The organism is Metabacillus sp. Hm71 (genome assembly GCF_051842955.2).
In the GTDB taxonomy this organism is placed as follows: domain Bacteria; phylum Bacillota; class Bacilli; order Bacillales; family Bacillaceae; genus Metabacillus.
In genome coordinates, this window is the sequence record NZ_CM200278.1 from 2325938 (window position 1) to 2346501 (window position 20564).

The following is a 20564-nucleotide window of genomic DNA, read 5'->3' on the forward strand; positions in this document are numbered from 1 at the left end:
AGTGTGGGGTGAACAGGATTGGAGAAAAAAGTTGTTTCGTTAGAGGATCGTATACCAAAATTACAGCAACAGAGAAAACAGAAAACGAACCGGAGACTAATTTCTTTTTTATCCGTTTTCTTCCTGCTTATTTTGCTGGTAATTTACTTTCAATCTCCTTTAAGTAAAGTAGCAAGTATTTCAGTTGAAGGAAATAAAACGGTTGAGTCAAAAAAAATCATTGAACTAAGTGGAATTACGACTTCATCAGAATTTTGGAGCGTCAACTCGAAACAAGTAAAAACATCTGTAAAAAGTCTTTTGCAAATTAAAGATGTACAAGTTGAAAAGAAATTGCCGAACCATATTGTCTTACAAGTAGAAGAGCATGAGAGTATTGCCTATATTGAGCGTGACGGTTCCTATTTTCCAATTCTTGAAAATGGCAAGGTATTAAAGGATAAACAGGTTAAAGCACCCGCAGATGCTCCTGTTTTAATCAATTGGGAAAATGACAATGCAATTGAGGTTATGATAGATGAACTAAAAAAGCTGCCGCCAGGTATCTTAAACTCGATCTCTGAAATCCATCATACACCGAAAAAGACTGATCCTTGGTTGATCCATCTATATATGAATGATGGTTATGAAGTCCTCGCTTCTGTTCGTACTTTTTCTAAAAAAATGGACTCTTATCCTGAAATTGTCAGTCAGCTTGATGAAAATAGCCGGGGGATTATTCATCTGGAAGTAGGCTCCTATTTTGAATCATATGAACCTTTAAATGAAGAGGAGGAGGAGAATGAAGTCGAGAATGAAACTGAGGGGTAGATATGTTATTTTATCCCTTGTCCTCCTTGTAGTAGGTTTTTTAATTTCCTATTCATATCAGCTTACAAAAGAAAAAAATCAAGAGCATGTAATATCAGCTGAACAATGGCAAAAAGAGTACGAAATAAGATCCCAGCTCATCAATAACGAAGAAATTAATCGTGAATTACAGAAAGAATTATATGAAAAGCAAGATCAAGTAAAAAAAATAGAGGAATCTCTAAAGGATCAAAAACAAGTTTATTATAATCTTGTTGAAGATGTAGAGAAGTTTCGTATGTATGTTGGTGACCTCCCGGTTGTTGGCGAGGGCGTGGAAGTGACTTTGGAGGATGCATCCTATATTCCGGATGGCGAAAATGTTAATAATTATATTGTTCATGAAAGCCATATATTTAATGTTATAAACGAACTGTATATTTCGGGGGCTGATGCGATATCAATTAATGGTCAAAGGTTATCAAGTGATTCCTATATTTATTGTAACGGACCTGTTATAACCGTGGATGGAAATCAATTCCCGGCACCATTCGTTATCTCGGCTATCGGTGATCCCGATGTTTTAATCCCTGCGCTCAATATTGCCGGAGGTATTCTTGATCAACTTGTATATGATAATATTGTTGTTACTGTTGAGAAAAAAGACGAAATCAAAATGAAGCCTTTGTTACAAGAGGACAAGACCTCTTCATAAAATGCGCTAAAAGCCTAGTTAAGAATTTTGGAACAGTCAGGTGGTTGAATTGAAGCAAACGAGCTGGAAAAATGGATTTAGTTTTTCTCTTTTAACAATGATATTTGGTCTAATGCTTGCGATCCAATTTCGAACAATACAAGAGCCTGTTGTGAGAGATACAAGGGATATGTGGCAGCTGAGAGAAGACTTGAAAAAGGAACAGCAGCTTCAGGTTGAACTGCTATCTGAAATTAGGAAATACAATGAGACCATTGAAACTTATGAGGCTGAAAAGAATCAGAATCCTGAAGCAGCTTTAAAGGAAACATTAAATGTTCTCGAAAAAGAGGCAGGCCTTACTGAAGTTACAGGACCAGGTATCATCATTACTATCGACAGTTTATTTTCTGAGGAATTGCTTGGACAACCACTGCAAAGCATTTCTCCTGATTTGTTAAAACGGCTTATAAATGAATTAAATTCATATGATGCCGAAGAAATTTCGATTCAAGGCAGACGTTTAATTAATTCCAGTGTCATTAGAGATATTAACGGCCAGACAAAAATGGATAATTACAGTTTAAATACGTATCCAATCGAAATTAAAGTAATCTCAGAAGATGCCGATAAACTATATAATAGAATGAGTGCGTCAACAACTGACGAAGATTTTGCCATTGATAACCTAAGTCTAACTGTTTCAAAGCCTTTAGAAAACATCACTATTCCTGCTTATGAAGATACAATTCGAGTGAAAAATATGAAGCCATTAGAAACAAAAGAAGGGGGAAAATAACATGTGGCTTCCAATTCTAGGTCTAATACTAGGTGTGTTTTTAGGTTTTGTATCTGAGCTTCGGATTCCCCCTGAATATTCAAATTACTTATCAATAGCGATATTAGCTGCCTTTGATACTCTGTTAGGAGGCATTCGAGCACATCTGCAGGATATATATGATGAAGTTGTCTTTGTTTCAGGCTTTTTCTTTAACATCATTTTAGCTGCAAGTTTAGCTTTTCTCGGTGTACATCTTGGTGTAGACTTATATTTAGTAGCGGTATTTGCCTTTGGGGTTAGATTATTTCAAAATATTGCTGTCATTAGAAGAATCCTAATATCAAAATGGTCTATTTCCAGAGAAAAACTGAAAAAAAATTGAATATTTAAAAGGGAATATTAAGTATTTGACGAATAAACCTAATATGGTGAAAAACAAGTAAATAGTTAAAAAATCATTTTGTTACAAATATGTAAAACTAGATTCATTGTCATGTTGTTCTTAAACGAATAAAATAGAAAGTATTGATAGATGGGGAGGTGCCTTAGAATGAACAGCAATGAATTATTCGTAAGTCTTGACATCGGTACATCCAGTGTTAAAGTAATTATTGGTGAAATGACGAATGATACTTTAAACATTATTGGTGTAGGTAATGTAAAATCAGAAGGATTAAGAAAAGGATCTATAGTTGATATAGATGAAACCGTTCATTCTATAAAAAAAGCTGTTGAACAAGCCGAAAGAATGGTAGGGATCTCCTTAAAAAGAGTTGTTGTCGGTGTTACTGGTAACCATGTACACTTACAAGATTGTCATGGTGTAGTAGCAGTTTCAAGCGAAAATAGGGAGATTTCCAATGAGGATGTTAGAAGAGTTATTGAGGCAGCTCAGGTTGTATCAATTCCACCAGAACGGGAAATTATTGATGTCATCCCAAGACAATTTATTGTTGATGGATTAGATGAAATCAACGACCCTAGAGGAATGCTTGGAGTTCGTCTGGAAATGGAAGGTTCCATCATTACTGGATCGAAGACGATATTACATAATTTGCTGCGTTGTGTAGAGCGTGCAGGCTTAGAAATAACGGATATTTGTTTGCAACCGCAGGCTGCAGGGTCTGTAGCACTGTCTAAGGATGAGAAAAACCTGGGTGTAGCTTTAGTTGACATCGGCGGGGGATCTACAACAATCGCGGTATTTGAACAGAATCATTTAGTGGCAACCAGTGTTCTTCCAGTAGGAGGAGAAAATATTACAAAGGACATTTCAATCGGCCTGCGTACAACTACAGATGAAGCTGAGCGCATTAAAGTCAAATATGGACATGCTTATTATGATCATGCATCAGAAGACGAAGTATTTGAAGTTGCCATCATTGGTTCAGATCAAAAGAGATCTTTTAATCAATTAGAAATAGCTGATATTATTGAAGCAAGACTTGAAGAAATTTACGATTTGATTCTTTATGAATTAAAACGGCTTGGTGTCCGTGAACTGCCAGGCGGGTTTGTTCTAACTGGTGGAACTGTTAGGATGCCGGGAGTTCTTGAATTGGGACAAGCAGTCCTTCAAAACAGTGTAAGAATCGCAAGCCCGGATTACATTGGAGTAAGAGAACCTCAATATATGACGGGAGTAGGCTTAATTCAATTTGCGCATAAAAATGCCAAAATTCAAGGCAGAAAGATAGGTTCAAATGTTTCAGTAAATACTGTGGAGGTAGCCGCTGCTAAGGAACCACAGCCACAGCAACAACGTTCAAATCATAAGCAACAACCAGAAGAGAAAAAGGTTAATAAAGTAAAGAAGTTCTTTGGCTACTTCTTTGAATAGTTCACATCAATTAGTCATTTGATGGATTAGGAGGATTTCGCATGTTGGAGTTTGATACAAATATTGACGGCTTAGCTACCATAAAAGTAATCGGGGTAGGTGGCGGTGGTAATAACGCTGTCAATCGAATGATAGAGCATGGAGTTCAAGGTGTTGAATTTATTGCTGTTAATACCGATGCCCAAGCATTAAATTTATCTAAAGCAGAAGTTAAAATGCAAATTGGATCAAAGCTTACCCGTGGATTGGGAGCAGGTGCAAACCCTGAGGTTGGAAAAAAGGCTGCTGAAGAAAGCAGAGAGCAGATTGAAGAAGCATTGCGAGGCGCGGATATGGTATTCGTTACTGCAGGTATGGGAGGCGGAACGGGTACTGGGGCTGCTCCGGTTATCGCACAAATTTCAAAGGATCTCGGCGCATTAACGGTTGGGGTGGTTACAAGACCATTTACTTTCGAAGGCCGTAAACGTGCTATGCAAGCTGCTGGCGGGATTTCTTCAATGAAGGAATCTGTCGATACGCTTATTGTCATCCCAAATGATCGCCTACTTGAAATCGTCGACAAAAACACACCGATGCTTGAAGCATTCAGAGAAGCAGATAATGTATTACGTCAAGGGGTTCAAGGGATCTCTGACTTGATCGCTACACCTGGTTTAATTAACCTTGATTTCGCTGATGTGAAGACGATCATGTCAAATAAAGGTTCAGCTTTGATGGGGATTGGTGTTGCAACTGGCGAAAATCGTGCAGCTGAGGCAGCAAAGAAAGCTATTTCAAGTCCGTTGCTTGAAAAATCAATCGATGGTGCTCAAGGTGTTTTAATGAACATTACTGGTGGTACAAACTTGAGTTTATATGAAGTTCAAGAAGCTGCTGATATTGTGGCCACAGCATCAGATCAAGATGTAAACATGATTTTCGGTTCTGTTATTAACGAAAATCTTAAAGATGAAATTGTTGTTACTGTCATTGCGACTGGATTTACTGAACAAGAGGTTAATCCGCTAAGCCAACAACCTCGCCAATTTAACACTGGCAATACGGCAAAGGCTATGCCAAAACGTGAAATGAAGCGGGAAGAACCAGTTCAAGAAACCTCATCTCGCAATAATGTTCAACAAGCCGATGATGCATTAGATATCCCGACATTCTTAAGAAATCGAAACAAACGTCGATAAAAAATTATCATGTAAGAAAAAAGAGTGCAGATCATACGATTTATGCACTCTTTTTTATTTATCTTTACTGGTTTAAAACCTCATTGATAGAAGTCTCACTAACCATCAATGGGATAAAGCCCCCAATAATGGAAGACTCACTTTATCCCACCTTAACGGGCAGTAAACAAGTAAATCTAAGAATAATAAGTAGTGGATAACTGCCCGTAAAGATCCGATAAGTCTCGCTAACCATTAAGGGGGATAAAAAAGCCCCCCAATAACGGAAGACTCACTTTATCCCATCTTAACGGGCAGTAAAACAAGTAAATCTAAGAATAATAAGTAGTGGATAACTGCCCGTAAAGATCCGATAAGTCTCGCTAACCATCAATGGGATAAAGCCCTCAATAATGGAACTCTCACTTTAACCCTTTCTTTAATAGTGAACGTTACTATTCTACTTGTAAGGCCTCTTACAATTCGCTTTTTTCTTCTAAAAACTCGACAAAAATTCTAATAATCTATCAAAAATTCTTACATTTTCTCGGCAGTAAGTGACAGACTTCCTATCAATGAAGATTTATACTAGTGGCTATAGGTCATCATCTATTTCAGTTAATAATGGGCTAAGTAATAGGATGAAAAGGATAGATTTCACTTTATCCCAATCTTAACGGGCAGTAAACTTCCACTTTAAGATTGAGGTGAGCTAAGAAGATAAATGGGGGATGAAGAATATTCCGCACTTTTGAGAAGCCTCGCTTTATACCAGAGGGGAAGGAGTAGAGAATGTCTATTTACTTAGACGTTATTTGGTTTTTAAACTTTTCCTTTGATTTGTTTCTGCTTCTTTTAACAGCTATTGCATTGAAAAGGAAAATTTTTAAGCTGCGAATTATTCTTGCAGCCCTTTTAGGTTCAAGCATAGTCCTGATGATGTTTTCACCATTTGCGTTTATGGCGACACATCCGCTAGGAAAAATGGTTATTTCCATGATGATGGTTGTCATAGCCTTTGGTTTTAAACGGTTTCGCTTTTTTTTTCAAAGCTTGCTAACCTTTTATTTTGTAACATTTTTGGTTGGTGGTGGTATGATTGGCGCCCATTATTTTTTACAAGCAGAAATGGAATATTTAGATGGGCTATTCATGACAAATTCTTCAGGTTTTGGACATCCAATAAGCTGGCTGTTCGTACTAATCGGTTTCCCGATTATGTGGTTGTTTTCAAGGAATCGCCTTGAGGGTCTTGAAGCCAAAAAGATTCATTTCGACCAAATGGTAACTGTTACGATAAGTGTAGATTCAACCCAGTTTACGTTAAACGGTCTGGTTGATAGCGGGAACCAGCTTTATGATCCAATTACAAGAAGCCCGGTTATGATTATTGATACGTTAAAGGCTAAGGACTATCTACCAGATCAGCTTGTAAATCAAGCCCTTCAGCAGGATGTCATGAAATCATTAAGTGAGAGCGGTAATGAAGGTCATCCTTGGGAACATCGTGTACGAATTATTCCTTATCGCGTTGTAGGTAGTGAAAATCAGTTTTTATTAGGCTTTAAACCTGATGAAGTGTGGATCGAGACAAAAAATGAAAAAATTAAGGTTCATAAAACAATTGTTGGCTTAAACCGTACAACCTTGTCTTCCGAAAATGAATATGAATGTATAGTCCATCCGAAAATGCTACAGGGTCAACCAATTGAGCATGTATCTTAATGCATATCCTTGTTTTATAGACTAAAGTTGATATTCAGCAAAAATTTGGTTACTTCTATTTTACTCTGTTTCTTTTATTTTAGAAGGGGGAGGAACATGAAAAAACTTAAATTACACCTTACTTACTTATGGTATAAACTATTAATCAAGCTAGGAATCAAAACTGATGAGGTATATTACATCGGAGGCAGTGAAGCATTGCCCCCACCCCTCTCAAAGGAAGAAGAGGAACTTTTGCTACAAAAGCTGCCTTCTGGAGATCAGGCAGCCAGATCAATCCTAATTGAACGAAACTTACGTCTTGTGGTCTATATTGCCCGCAAATTTGAAAATACTGGTATTAATATTGAAGATTTGATAAGCATTGGAACCATCGGTTTAATAAAAGCGGTTAATACCTTTAATCCAGAAAAGAAGATCAAGCTTGCTACATATGCTTCAAGATGTATCGAAAATGAAATTCTCATGTATTTGCGAAGAAACAATAAATTGCGCTCAGAGGTATCCTTTGATGAACCGTTAAATATTGATTGGGATGGAAACGAATTGCTTTTATCCGATGTGTTAGGCACCGAAGACGACATTATAACAAAGGATCTTGAAGCAAATGTGGATCGTAAATTATTAATGAAAGCTCTGCAGCAGTTAAATGACCGCGAAAAACAAATTATGGAGCTTCGTTTTGGTCTACAGGGCGGAGAAGAAAAGACGCAAAAAGATGTTGCTGATATGCTTGGCATTTCCCAATCCTATATTTCTAGGCTTGAAAAGAGAATTATTAAAAGATTACAAAAAGAATTTAATAAAATGGTGTAAAAAATTTTTTTCATTTAAAAATCCCTTATTTTATCAAATAAAATGAGCATATCATCCCTTCCTGACATGATTAGCTTGTGCATATTTTTTCCACTCAAGGAGATACTTAACACTGTACAGCAGCTCCTGTTAGGAGGGAAAGATGTGACAAGAAATAAAGTCGAAATTTGTGGAGTAGACACCTCAAAACTTCCAGTTCTTAAAAACGAGAAAATGAGAGAGCTATTTAAACAAATGCAAAATGGAGACTTATCAGCAAGAGAAGAGCTGGTGAACGGCAACTTAAGATTGGTACTCAGTGTAATCCAGCGTTTTAACAACAGAGGAGAATTTGTTGACGATTTGTTTCAAGTTGGCTGTATTGGATTAATGAAATCAATCGATAATTTTGACTTAGGCCAGAATGTCAAATTTTCAACATATGCTGTACCAATGATTATCGGAGAAATTCGTAGATATTTAAGGGATAATAATCCTATTCGTGTCTCCCGGTCACTTCGAGATATTGCTTATAAGGCTCTCCAGGTTAGAGAACGTCTTATGAGTGAAACATCAAGGGAACCGACTGCTGAAGAAATCTCAAGAGTACTGGAAGTTCCGCATGAAGAGATTGTTTTTGCTCTTGATGCCATTCAGGATCCTGTTTCATTATTTGAACCCATTTATAATGATGGAGGAGACCCAATTTTTGTTATGGACCAATTAAGCGATGAGAAAAATCGCGATATCCAATGGATTGAAGAATTGGCCTTAAAAGAAGGAATGAGACGTCTTAATAGTCGAGAAAAACTAATTCTCAGGAAACGATTTTTTCAAGGGAAAACGCAAATGGAGGTCGCTGAAGAAATCGGCATTTCCCAAGCACAAGTATCTCGATTAGAAAAAGCCGCAATTAAACAAATGAATAAAAATATTCAAAACTAAGGCTGCTCAATATGAGTAGTCTTTTTCATTATAAATGAAAAAATATTTCTATTCGATTGAATAGTTTATCCTCCACACTACATAGATATGTAATAGAGTGTCGTTATAAGGGACAGGAGGCGTTATGATGTATATTTCAGAATTTCAGACAAAAGATGTTGTAAATGTGTCAGATGGGAAAAAGCTTGGAAATATCGATGATTTTGATATCAATGTGACAAATGGGAAAATTCAAGCGATTATTATTAATGGTCATGGGAAAATGTTAGGTTTTTTTGGAAAAGACGAGGAATTCGTCATTCCATGGCGAAATATAGTGAAGATAGGGGAAGATGTTATTCTAGTAAGAATAAATCGACAAATTGAGGGAGTAGATGAATAATTTGTCATTCAAACTAACCCTAATCGATAAGATGTGGTAAAATAAGTGCGAAACAATGTTTTTAAATATCGTAAATAAAGGATTGAATGATAATGGCAGCAGAACCTTTTCAACAAAAAGATACAGCATTTTTATCACTGCCCCAGTGGGATAATCTTATAAAAGGTCTCACCGTTGGATTTACCACAAAATCTGGCGGCGTCAGCAGTGATGCATACTCAACTTTAAATCTTGGATTGCATGTGCAGGACCAGCCGGAAAAGGTTGTCCAAAACAGAGAGATTTTAGCATCAAAACTCTCCTTTCCAACAAAGAATTGGGTATTTGCTGAACAAATTCACTCCACTCATATTGAAAAAGTATCCATACAGGATCGTGGAAGAGGCTTAACAGCATATAAAGATGGTCTTTCAGGCTCTGATGGATTATATACTAAAGATGATGGGGTAATGCTGTCATTATGTTTTGCCGATTGTGTCCCGCTTTATTTTATAGCCCCCGAAAAACATTTAATTGGTCTTGCCCATGCCGGCTGGAAGGGAACCGTAAATGATATTGGCGGAGAAATGGTTAGAAAATGGATCAATGAAGAAGATGCCGATCCCAAGAACATTAAAGTGGCGATTGGACCTGCAATTGGTCATTGCTGCTACATAGTGGATGATAAGGTGATTTCTGCAATTAACAAAATTGTTATCAAGAAGTATTCTGTTCCATATCGCTCAGTTTCCGATGGACAATATACATTAGATTTAAAACAGCTTAACAAATACTTGCTTCTTGAATCTGGAGTAAAGGAAGAAAACATTACGATTTCACAGCAATGTACAAGCTGTGAAAATGACCTGTTTTTCTCACACCGGCGTGATGCCGGAAAAACAGGACGAATGTTAAGCTTTATCGGCATTAATAAGGAGGCTTAACTTAAGTCATGAACGTTCAGGAAAATTATCTAACAATCAGGGAAAACATCAAAAGGATATGTAATTGTATTGGACGAAACCCGGAAGACATTAAAGTCATCGCAGTGACGAAGTATGTAAGCATTGAACGGGCAAAAGAAGCAATTGCTGCAGGTGTCCATCATTTGGGTGAAAACCGCGATGAAGGACTTCAGGCAAAATTTCAGGAAATTAAAGATACAGCAATTTGGCATTTTATTGGTACCCTGCAAACGAGAAAGGTGAAAAGCATTATTGATAAGGTAGAATACATCCATTCATTGGATCGTCTTTCCCTTGCAAAAGAAATTGATAAACGTGCAACAAAGCCGATCAAGTGCTTTATTCAAGTAAATGTTTCTGGAGAAGAATCAAAGCATGGCTGTTCACCTGAAGAGGTCATTGATTTTGTAAAGGGCTTGGAAGCTTATCAAAACATTAAGGTTGTTGGCTTAATGACGATGGCACCCTTTACAGATGATCAACAACTAATTCGTACATGCTTTAAAAGGCTAAAAATGATCCAGCAAGAGGTACAAGCATTAAAGATTTCTACTGCACCTTGCCATGAACTGTCTATGGGAATGTCCAATGATTATGAAATTGCAATTGAAGAAGGGGCAACTTTTATTCGTATTGGTACATCACTTGTTGGTAATGAAAACGGAGGTGTTTAAGATGTCACTTAAAAATAGATTTAAAAGTTTTTTTGCATTGGAAGATGAAGAGTATGAATATGTTGAGAGTGAGGAACAACAGCAGCAGCCTGAATACGAGGAGCAGCCGCAAATTCCTCATAAATCTCAGTCGCATGCGCCAAAACAAAATGTTGTAAGTTTGCAAAGTGTGCAAAAATCCTCTAAAGTTATTCTATGTGAACCAAGGGTCTATGCGGAGGCACAAGAAATAGCCGATCAGCTAAAAAATCGTCGGGCCGTTGTTGTTAACCTTCAAAGTATTCAGCGGGATCAAGCGAAGCGAATCGTTGACTTTTTAAGTGGTACTGTTTATGCAATCGGCGGTGATATTCAGCGGATCGGGATGAATATCTTTTTATGTACACCTGATAATGTAGATGTCTCAGGATCGATTTCTGAGCTGGTATCAGACGAAGAACATCAAAGGTGGTAATCACGAATGGACATTTTATATAGTGTAATCAGAACATTACTAACGTTTTACTCGTATGCAATTATTGTATACATATTACTTTCTTGGTTCCCGGGTGCTAGAGAATCTGGTTTTGGGCAATTTTTAGCTAAAATATGTGAACCATATTTAGAACCATTTCGCAAAATAATACCTCCATTAGGAATGATTGATATTTCTCCAATAGTGGCCATTTTAGCATTGCGTTTTGCTGAATACGGAGTTGCATCACTCTTTACAATGATTGGCTAGGGACAACGTTTTCGTCCCTCTTTTTGTTTTAGATCATCTTTATGTCTTATACGAATGAGCTTACTGGAGTTGTGATGATGGACCATATTTATCAGCATTTTCGGGGTGAAGAACGCCATTTTATCGATCAGGTTTTGGAATGGAGGGAAAGCGTTCTTGATCATTATCACCCGAAGCTAACCGACTTTTTAGATCCAAGAGAGCAAGAAATTGTTGCTTCTGTAATTGGTGAAAATTCAGATGTGAAAGTTTCATTTTCAGGGGGCAGTGATGATACAGAACGGAAACGAGCGTTATTGTATCCGGATTATTTCCAGCCGGAACTTGAGGACTTTAAGTTAACCGTATTTGAGGTGCAGTATCCTAGTAAATTTATTACCCTGCAACATAGGCAAGTTCTTGGTTCACTAATGAGTCTTGGCTTAAAGCGTTCAAAATTTGGCGATATCCGTTTTTCTGAATCAATTGTCCAATTTGTTAGTGCAAGTGAAGTGGCAGATTATATAAAAGCGAATTTTCAAGAGGTAGGCCGTGCAAAAATCAGCTTGAAAGTAATCTCAATGAACGAATTCATTCCTCATGTTGAAGACGTTCACGAGCTAGTCACGACGGTTTCATCATTACGTCTCGATGTTGTATGCTCAGCAATCTACAATCTCTCACGTCAAAAAATACAACCGTTGATTGCAAATGGATTGGTGAAAGTGAATTGGAAAACTGTAGATTCCGTATCTTTTGAATGCCGTTTAGGTGATACACTGTCTGTTCGCGGATATGGGCGCAGCAAATTGCTGGCTATTGAAGGGAAAACAAAGAAGGATAAGTGGAGGATCGTTGTACATAAACAAAAATAATTTTAAGGTTTTAGCAGGATTTTCAACAAAGCTGTCGAAATATGATTTATAATGTTGTCAATGATTAACTATTTAACTACATATTGGAGGTGGCATCCATGCCTTTAACACCATTAGATATCCATAATAAGGAGTTTAGTAAAGGATTTCGTGGATATGATGAAGACGAAGTAAATGAATTCTTGGATCAAGTGATAAAAGATTATGAAATGATTATCCGCGAAAAGAAAGAACTTGAATCTCGCGTATCAGAGCTAACTGAAAAATTAGGTCACTTTACAAATATTGAAGAGACATTGAATAAATCGATCATTATTGCTCAAGAAGCAGGTGAAGACGTAAAGCGGAATGCCCAAAAAGAATCCAAGCTCATCATTAAAGAGGCAGAAAAAAACGCTGACCGAATTATTAATGAAGCATTAGCTAAATCTCGAAAAATCGCCATGGAAATTGAAGAACTTAAAAAACAATCAAAAGTTTTTCGAACTCGTTTTCAAATGCTAATTGAAGCACAGCTTGATCTTCTAAAAAATGATGATTGGGATCATTTATTGGAATATGAAGTTGAGCCAATTTTCGGTGAAGCAGAAGAAACGAAAAGCTAGACTTGACTTTTTGAATTTTATTCGCATATAATACGGAAACGTAGACTATTTTAAAAATCAATAATCTTTACAAAACGTTATATCAAACGGTGAAAGGGATAGTATTCCTTTATAACCTTATTTAGCGAATCGAGGATGGTGGAAGCTCGATATAAGGCAAAGGATGAAGATCACCCTTGAGTTCCATGCTGAACATCTTTAGATCAATAAGCAATGGCGAATCATTCACGTTACGAATGTAGAGTGGATTAATAGCATAGGCCATTAATCTAATAGGGTGGTACCGCGAGATAAACCTTCTCGTCCCTTGTGGGATGAGAAGGTTTTTTGTGTTTTGTGATAACTTTTAATCATGAATGCAGGAGGAATGAACATGGATTATAAAGATACCTTGCTTATGCCAAAAACTGAATTTCCAATGCGAGGAAATCTCCCGAACAGAGAACCAATCATGCAAGAAAAATGGGAGAAAATGAACATTTACGAAAAAGTACAGGAACGTACGAAAGATCGGCCGTTATTTGTTTTACATGATGGCCCCCCTTACGCAAATGGCGATATTCATATGGGGCATGCTTTAAACAAAATTTTAAAGGATTTTATCGTTCGCTATAAATCAATGAGCGGTTTTTGTGCTCCATATGTTCCTGGATGGGATACACATGGTCTTCCAATTGAAACAGCTCTTACGAAAAACAAAAAAGTAAATCGAAAAGAAATGACTGTTGCTGAGTTCCGTAAGCTTTGTGAAGAATATGCTTGGGAGCAGATCAATGGACAGCGCGAGCAATTCAAACGTTTAGGTGTGCGCGGTGATTGGGATAATCCTTATGTTACATTAAAGCCCGAATATGAAGCCCAGCAAATTAAAGTATTCGGAGAGATGGCCAAGAAAGGCTATATCTATAAAGGGCTAAAACCAGTATACTGGTCACCTTCAAGTGAATCTGCTCTTGCCGAGGCCGAAATTGAATACGCTGATAAGCGCTCACCATCTATTTATGTCGCATTCCCTGTCAAGGATGGTAAAGGTGTATTAACAAATGATGAAAAAATCGTCATCTGGACGACAACTCCTTGGACTATTCCAGCAAACCTAGGAATTTCCGTTCATCCTGAATTAGAATATAGTGTTATTGCTGTAGACGGCGAGAAATACGTTGTTGCTTCTGCATTAGTAGAATCTGTAGCAAATACAATTGGTTGGGAGAATTATCAGGTAGATCGAACTTTAAAAGGCGCTGAGCTTGACCGTATCGTTGCTAAGCATCCAATCTATGATCGGGATTCTCTTGTTATGCTTGGTGAACATGTTACAAGTGATGGCGGTACAGGTTGTGTTCATACAGCTCCAGGTCATGGTGAAGATGACTTTATCATCGGGCAGCAATATGGCTTAGATGTATTATGTCCTGTTGATGAAAAAGGGTATATGACGAAAGAAGCAGTTGGTTTTGAAGGATTATTCTATGATGAAGCCAACAAGCCAATTACCGAAAAATTGCAAGAGGTTGGAGCATTATTAAAGCTTCAATTTATTACACACTCCTATCCGCATGATTGGAGAACGAAAAAGCCGACAATCTTCCGTGCAACTGCACAATGGTTTGCATCGATTAAAGATTTCCGTGAGGATTTATTAACAGCTGTGAAGGAAACAAAATGGGTGCCGGCATGGGGAGAAACAAGACTATATAATATGGTACGGGATCGCGGAGACTGGTGTATTTCACGTCAGCGCGCATGGGGTGTGCCAATTCCGGTCTTTTATGCTGAAAATGGAGAGCCAATTATTACGGATGAAACGATTGAACATGTTTCGAATTTATTCCGTGAATTTGGTTCAAATGTTTGGTTTGAACGGGAAGCTAAAGATCTACTTCCAGATGGCTTTACCCATGAAGGAAGTCCAAACGGTATATTTACAAAAGAAAATGATATCATGGATGTTTGGTTTGATTCAGGCTCTTCACACCAAGCTGTTTTATTTGAAAGAGAGGATCTGCAAAGACCTGCTGATTTATATCTAGAGGGCTCTGACCAATATCGCGGCTGGTTTAACTCTTCCTTATCAACCGCTGTTGCTGTAACAGGTAAAGCACCATATAAAGGTGTATTAAGTCACGGCTTTGCTCTTGATGGCGAAGGACGTAAAATGAGTAAATCACTAGGAAATGTTGTTGTGCCTGCAAAAGTCATGAAACAACTTGGCGGAGATATTCTGCGTTTATGGGTTGCATCTGTTGATTATCAAGCAGATGTTAGGGTATCAGATGCAATTTTAAAACAAGTAGCTGAAGTGTATCGTAAAATCCGTAACACATTCCGTTTCTTGATCGGTAATCTTGCTGATTTTGATCCAGCTCAAGATACCGTAAGCCTTGAAGGGCTTCGAGATGTTGACCGCTACATGCTTGTTAAGCTTAATAAGCTGACAAAACGTGTAAAAGATGCTTATGACCAATATGAATTTGCGGCAATTTACCATGCTGTTCATAACTTCTGTACCATTGAATTAAGTTCATTTTATTTAGATTTCGCAAAAGATGTTCTCTATATCGAGTCTAAAGATAATCAAGAGCGTCGTGCTATTCAAACCGTTTTATATGAAACATTGCTTTCATTAGTAAAATTAGTTGCCCCAATTCTTCCGCATACGGCTGATGAAGTTTGGGAGCATATTGATTCTGTAACAGAAGAAAGTGTTCAATTAGTTGATATGCCAGAGGTTAAGCAATATCCTCAAGAAGAGGAGCTGGAAGCGAAATGGGATGCTTTTCTGTCATTACGTGATGATGTTTTAAAGGCATTAGAGGTTTCTCGTAATGAAAAAGTGATTGGTAAATCGCTAACTGCAAGTATTTCGCTTTATCCAAATGCTAAAGCGAAAGCATTACTTGATTCAGTTGATGAAGATTTAAAGCAGTTATTTATCGTTTCAGGCTTTGAAATTGCTGGCGATTACGATGCTGCTCCTGAAAAAGCACAGGTATTTGAAACAGTTAAAATCGTGATTGCACAAGCCGAAGGTGAAACGTGTGAACGCTGCTGGATTGTTACTCCTGAAGTAGGTTCAGTAGCTGAACATCCGACACTTTGTCAGCGTTGTGCTGGTATTGTGAAGGATCATTATTAATTAATTTGTACTTTGTGAGGGACTGACCCCAGAAGAGTGTAGTGCTAATTATTTTAGTCTACCCTTTTTAGGGGTCAGTTTTTTGCTTTTTACTTAATATGTGCCTATTTTTTTAAAATATGGTTTAACGGACAAAAAGTGTGGGGTAAAAATTAGCATTGATAATAAAGCTGTTATTATACCTTAACATCCATTTCAACTAGAGGAAAATTCTTAACAGGGTGAGGTTGTATTTATCAGGTTAAACTATTTGTACAACATGAGAAGGATAAGGAGTTGTCCATCTTGAATAAATTTTTTGGAATCCGTTATGAATTGCAAGTGATGAGAGAAGAACTGCGAGCACGATTATTTGAGCACAGTTTGTTTGATGCTGCTTGTGATGATCATCAAGGGAAAGATCAGACTTTGATGCATCATATAAAAGAGGAACTTCAAGATGTAGAACGTGCCTTAATGAAGATCGATAAAGGAATTTATGGGTACTGCGAAGAAACGGGTGAAGAAATCCCATTTGAAAAATTAAGGATACTCCCAACAGCTAGAACAAAATATGATTTCTTTTTCCAGGAATTGTATGAGCGTAAATCTCTCCCACAATTTGATTATACGCCATATGAAACATATATGAGCGGCAGTGAATATTAACAAATTTTACTCCCGGATATAAATGACTTAAATTCTTCAATAAAAAGGAGAGTTTAAGTCTTTCTTTTTGCGTTTAAACGAAATGTTGTTTCAGGTGCTGGTGCAGTCTTTACTAGTGCTTTAAACATTATTATATGGTACAATTCAAAAGGACAAAAACGCAAAATGAAGAGAAAAAGCAAGAAGTTGGGGGGAAAGTAGTGTTTTATTATCTTATTGCAGCAATCATAATTGTAATTGACCAAATAACAAAATGGCTAATTGTTAAAAAGATGGAGCTTGGCGAAAGCATTACGGTTATTGAGAACTTTTTATATATTACGTCACATCGTAACCGGGGAGCTGCCTGGGGAATCTTGCAAGGACAAATGTGGTTCTTTTATATTATAACAACGATCGTCATTATTGGGATTGTCTATTATATTCAAAAATATACGAAGAAAAATAAGGTAATGGGCGTTGCGCTTGGATTAATGCTGGGCGGCGCAATTGGTAATTTCATTGACCGTTTATTCCGAAAAGAAGTTGTCGATTTTATTAATACATATATCTTTACCTATGACTTCCCAATTTTTAATGTGGCTGATTCATCATTATGTATTGGAGTTGTCTTGTTATTTATTCATATGTTGTTTTTTGAAGGGAAACAAGAGAAGGAGCAGGCATAAATGGACATCGTTGAATTACTAGTAAGTGAAGAGCATCAAAATGAACGAATCGATAAGTACTTATCATCCTATAATGAAGAATGGTCTCGTACTCAAGTGCAGCTCTGGATAAAAGAAGGTGCTGTGAAAGTAAATGAGCAAACAGTTAAAACCAATTATAAATGTCAGCTTCATGATAAAATTGTCATTGAAATACCAGAGCCAGAGCCTTTAGACGTTGTTGCTGAAGAGATGGATCTTGATATTTATTATGAAGACCAGGATGTTCTAGTCGTGAATAAACCGAAAGGGATGGTTGTTCATCCTGCTCCGGGACATATGAGCGGTACGCTTGTGAATGGTTTAATGGCTCATTGTCAAGATCTTTCCGGTATTAATGGTGTGTTAAGACCAGGAATTGTTCACCGAATTGACAAGGACACGTCAGGGCTATTAATGGTGGCAAAAAATGATATGGCACATGAATCATTAGTCGAACAGCTTGTCAATAAAACGGTAACAAGAAGATATAAAGCAATCGTTCACGGCAGCATCCCCCATGATCACGGAACAATCAACGCTCCGATTGGCCGTGATAAAATGGACCGACAAAGTATGACCGTCACAAATGAAAGCAGTAAAGAAGCGGTTACTCATTTTCACGTATTAGAACGATTTGAAAACTATACATTTGTAGAATGTCAGCTTGAAACTGGGAGAACCCATCAAATTCGCGTACACATGAAATATATTGGGTATCCATTAGTCGGGGATCCAAAATATGGTCCGAAAAAGACTCTTTCTATTAATGGACAGGCATTACATGCTGGCATTTTAGGTTTCGAGCATCCGCGTACGAAGGAGTATCTTGAATTTGAAGCACCGCTTCCAGAGCAATTTGAAGATGTATTAAATCAATTAAGAAATAATCGTTGACACATTTCTACATGTTTGTCATAATAAATTTAACTTAATCAGAACCTTTAACACAGTCCCGTGAGGCTGAGAAGGAAAACGGAAAAGTTGACTATGCTTAGGCTTAAACATAGTGCAACTATCTCTTCGTATACCCTCTCACAAAACGGTGAGAGGGTTTTTTCGTTTCTATAAGGTTTGTTTCTAAAGACTTACGTAACGAAAGGAGATTGTAAAATGCCGCAAAAAGCTGTTGTTTTAGATGAACAAGCAATTCGCAGAGCGTTAACAAGAATTGCACATGAAATCATTGAACGAAATAAAGGAATTGAAAATAGTGTTTTAGTAGGGATTAAAACACGAGGCATTTATTTAGCGAAAAGGCTCGCGGACCGCATTGAACAAATTGAGGGAAAGAAAATCCATATCGGTGAGCTTGATATCACTCTTTATCGTGATGACTTATCAAAAAAGACAGATGATCTAGAGCCCCTTGTAAAGGGTTCCGATATTCCTGTTGATGTAACAAATCAAAAAGTTATACTAGTTGATGACGTATTATATACAGGAAGAACAGTAAGAGCAGCAATGGACGCTCTCGTTGATATCGGCAGACCAGCTAATATTCAGCTAGCTGTGCTGGTTGACAGAGGTCATCGTGAACTGCCAATAAGAGCTGATTATGTTGGAAAAAACATTCCGACCTCAAGCTCTGAAAAAATTATGGTTGAGCTCCGTGAAGCAGATAACCAAGATCAAGTGACAATCCACGAAAATTAAATAAACACCCTTTTAAAGATGGTCCAGAGAGGCTTCAAGGGGTACTTAAAGACCTAGGATGCTTTTTAAGCGAGAATAGGATCTCTATGCACCTCTTTGCCCAAAAGCAAAGAGGTTTTTTGTTAAAAACGATCATTCCTTCACACATTATAACTAACACGAACATTCATCATACTGGAGGTATTTAGGTGAAAGAGGAACAAATTATCCTTGATGTTAAAGATACACCGAAACCAATGACTTGGCTCGCATTAAGTTTTCAACATTTATTTGCGATGTTTGGAGCAACGATCCTAGTACCATATCTTGTCGAATTAGATCCGGCTGTTGCGTTGATCTCCAGCGGATTGGGAACAATTGCTTTTCTGCTAATAACAAAAGGTCAAGTTCCTGCATATCTAGGTTCATCCTTTGCATTCATTACTCCAATTATAGTAGCAAAGGCTGCAGGCGGTGTTGGAGCGGCAATGGTAGGGAGCTTCCTAGCAGGTTTAGTTTATGGTATTGTTGCATTAATCATAAAAGCTACAGGTCATAAATGGATTATGAAAATCCTTCCACCGGTTGTTGTGGGACCCGTTATTATCGTAATCGGCTTAGGGTTAGCTGGTACAGCAGTAGACATGGCAACAAATGATCCTGCAGGTGAATATAGCTTACAATACTTTTCAGTAGCATTAGTAACATTATTAATCACAATCTTATGCTCGATCTTTTTAAAAGGATTTTTTAATCTCATCCCGGTACTTATTGGAATTGCTGGAGGTTACCTTTATTCCTTAGCAATCGGTATCATTGATTTTTCGAAGGTTACTGAAGCAAAATGGGTACAAGCGCCAGACTTCGTAATACCATTTATTGATTACACACCTTCTGTATCTCTGGAAATCGTATTATTAATGGTTCCTGTAGTTGTCGTTACGATCTCAGAGCATATCGGACATCAATTGGTACTAGGAAATGTCGTTGGCCGAGATTATGTTGAAAAGCCTGGTCTGCATCGCTCAATATTAGGTGATGGGCTGGCAACAATGCTTGCAGCGCTGATAGGCGGGCCGCCCAATACGACTTATGGAGAAAATATCGGGGTCCTTGCGATTACAAGAGTTTACAGCGTATATGTAATCGCCGGTGCAGCGGTATTTGCGATATTGTTTGGATTCATCGGAAAAATATCTGCCTTTATCAGCACGATCCCAACACCGGTAATGGGTGGTGTATCAATCCTTCTCTTCGGGATCATCGCTTCATCAGGACTTAGAATGATGATTGATAGCAAGCTTAACTTAGGAAGCAAACGAAATCTCATTATTTCTTCTGTCATACTAGTCATTGGGATTGGTGAAGCAACTCTTAAGTTTGAAAACTTTGATTTACATGGAATGGCTTTAGCAGCTATCATCGGAATCATTTTAAATCTAGCTCTTCCTTATGATAAAGAACATACTAATCATAAAACAGCATAATTTGCTTAGATCTTTTAATCCAAGTCCAGAGAGGCTTAAAAGGGTGTAAGGCAAAGACAG

General features: G+C 37.5%; 22 protein-coding genes and 1 other annotated feature. All 22 genes read left to right on the forward strand.

The features are described from left to right. Positions 1–18: 18 nt before the first annotated feature. The 22 genes from ACSVDH_RS10965 to ACSVDH_RS11070 all read left to right on the forward strand — a co-directional run bounded on the left by ACSVDH_RS10965 (position 19) and on the right by ACSVDH_RS11070 (position 20504). Positions 19–810, forward strand: coding sequence for a cell division protein FtsQ/DivIB (locus ACSVDH_RS10965; RefSeq protein WP_439249426.1), 792 nt, complete (start codon positions 19–21; stop codon positions 808–810). Beyond that, positions 800–1504, forward strand: a complete 705-nt coding sequence (locus ACSVDH_RS10970; protein WP_299087128.1) for a DUF881 domain-containing protein — start codon at positions 800–802, stop codon at positions 1502–1504. The genes ACSVDH_RS10965 and ACSVDH_RS10970 overlap by 11 nt, the downstream gene beginning before the upstream one ends. Before the next feature lie 97 nt (positions 1505–1601). Continuing rightward, the gene (locus ACSVDH_RS10975) at positions 1602–2282 is read left to right on the forward strand and encodes a DUF881 domain-containing protein (protein WP_439249795.1); all 681 of its coding nucleotides are present in this window, start codon (positions 1602–1604) and stop codon (positions 2280–2282) included. 1 nt (position 2283) lies between these two features. Further along, complete coding sequence (locus tag ACSVDH_RS10980; protein ID WP_439249427.1) at positions 2284–2646, forward strand: small basic family protein; 363 nt, start codon at positions 2284–2286, stop codon at positions 2644–2646. Between the two features lie 168 nt (positions 2647–2814). Beyond that, positions 2815–4104, forward strand: coding sequence for a cell division protein FtsA (ftsA, locus tag ACSVDH_RS10985; RefSeq protein WP_439249428.1), 1290 nt, complete (start codon positions 2815–2817; stop codon positions 4102–4104). A gap of 41 nt (positions 4105–4145) precedes the next feature. Continuing rightward, on the forward strand, positions 4146–5285 hold the full coding sequence (gene ftsZ / locus ACSVDH_RS10990) for a cell division protein FtsZ (protein ID WP_439249429.1): 1140 nt from the start codon (positions 4146–4148) through the stop codon (positions 5283–5285). Between the two features lie 771 nt (positions 5286–6056). Beyond that, complete coding sequence (spoIIGA, locus tag ACSVDH_RS10995; RefSeq protein ID WP_299086973.1) at positions 6057–6989, forward strand: sigma-E processing peptidase SpoIIGA; 933 nt, start codon at positions 6057–6059, stop codon at positions 6987–6989. Between the two features lie 96 nt (positions 6990–7085). After that, positions 7086–7805 (forward strand): RNA polymerase sporulation sigma factor SigE, encoded by a 720-nt coding sequence (gene sigE / locus ACSVDH_RS11000; protein ID WP_046511010.1) that lies wholly within the window; start codon positions 7086–7088, stop codon positions 7803–7805. A gap of 66 nt (positions 7806–7871) precedes the next feature. Beyond that, positions 7872–8729 carry an RNA polymerase sporulation sigma factor SigG gene (gene sigG / locus ACSVDH_RS11005; RefSeq protein ID WP_299087132.1) on the forward strand — a complete coding sequence of 286 codons (858 nt, stop codon included), beginning with the start codon at positions 7872–7874 and terminating at the stop codon, positions 8727–8729. Between the two features lie 124 nt (positions 8730–8853). Beyond that, positions 8854–9111, forward strand: coding sequence for a YlmC/YmxH family sporulation protein (locus ACSVDH_RS11010; RefSeq protein WP_439249430.1), 258 nt, complete (start codon positions 8854–8856; stop codon positions 9109–9111). Positions 9112–9203: 92 nt separating this feature from the next. Next, complete coding sequence (pgeF, locus tag ACSVDH_RS11015) at positions 9204–10034, forward strand: peptidoglycan editing factor PgeF (RefSeq protein ID WP_439249431.1); 831 nt, start codon at positions 9204–9206, stop codon at positions 10032–10034. 8 nt (positions 10035–10042) lie between these two features. Beyond that, on the forward strand, positions 10043–10729 hold the full coding sequence (locus tag ACSVDH_RS11020) for a YggS family pyridoxal phosphate-dependent enzyme (RefSeq protein ID WP_299086979.1): 687 nt from the start codon (positions 10043–10045) through the stop codon (positions 10727–10729). Position 10730: 1 nt separating this feature from the next. Beyond that, on the forward strand, positions 10731–11183 hold the full coding sequence (locus tag ACSVDH_RS11025; RefSeq protein WP_299086981.1) for a cell division protein SepF: 453 nt from the start codon (positions 10731–10733) through the stop codon (positions 11181–11183). A 6-nt stretch (positions 11184–11189) separates the two neighbouring features. Then, on the forward strand, positions 11190–11453 hold the full coding sequence (locus ACSVDH_RS11030; protein WP_299086983.1) for a YggT family protein: 264 nt from the start codon (positions 11190–11192) through the stop codon (positions 11451–11453). Positions 11454–11530: 77 nt separating this feature from the next. Next, complete coding sequence (locus tag ACSVDH_RS11035; RefSeq protein WP_299086984.1) at positions 11531–12307, forward strand: YlmH family RNA-binding protein; 777 nt, start codon at positions 11531–11533, stop codon at positions 12305–12307. Positions 12308–12405: 98 nt separating this feature from the next. After that, positions 12406–12912, forward strand: a complete 507-nt coding sequence (locus ACSVDH_RS11040) for a DivIVA domain-containing protein (RefSeq protein WP_439249432.1) — start codon at positions 12406–12408, stop codon at positions 12910–12912. Between the two features lie 80 nt (positions 12913–12992). Then, positions 12993–13223, forward strand: a binding site (T-box leader). 62 nt (positions 13224–13285) lie between these two features. After that, positions 13286–16048: an isoleucine--tRNA ligase gene (ileS, locus tag ACSVDH_RS11045; protein WP_439249433.1), complete on the forward strand. Its 2763-nt coding sequence runs from the start codon at positions 13286–13288 to the stop codon at positions 16046–16048. Positions 16049–16372: 324 nt separating this feature from the next. Further along, positions 16373–16696 carry a TraR/DksA family transcriptional regulator gene (locus ACSVDH_RS11050; protein ID WP_299087133.1) on the forward strand — a complete coding sequence of 108 codons (324 nt, stop codon included), beginning with the start codon at positions 16373–16375 and terminating at the stop codon, positions 16694–16696. A 200-nt stretch (positions 16697–16896) separates the two neighbouring features. Continuing rightward, positions 16897–17364, forward strand: coding sequence for a signal peptidase II (lspA, locus tag ACSVDH_RS11055; RefSeq protein WP_439249434.1), 468 nt, complete (start codon positions 16897–16899; stop codon positions 17362–17364). After that, positions 17365–18279 carry an RluA family pseudouridine synthase gene (locus ACSVDH_RS11060; protein ID WP_299086992.1) on the forward strand — a complete coding sequence of 305 codons (915 nt, stop codon included), beginning with the start codon at positions 17365–17367 and terminating at the stop codon, positions 18277–18279. 216 nt (positions 18280–18495) lie between these two features. Continuing rightward, positions 18496–19038 (forward strand): bifunctional pyr operon transcriptional regulator/uracil phosphoribosyltransferase PyrR, encoded by a 543-nt coding sequence (pyrR, locus tag ACSVDH_RS11065; RefSeq protein ID WP_299086994.1) that lies wholly within the window; start codon positions 18496–18498, stop codon positions 19036–19038. A gap of 236 nt (positions 19039–19274) precedes the next feature. Beyond that, positions 19275–20504, forward strand: coding sequence for a solute carrier family 23 protein (locus ACSVDH_RS11070; RefSeq protein WP_439249796.1), 1230 nt, complete (start codon positions 19275–19277; stop codon positions 20502–20504). Positions 20505–20564 lie beyond the last annotated feature (60 nt).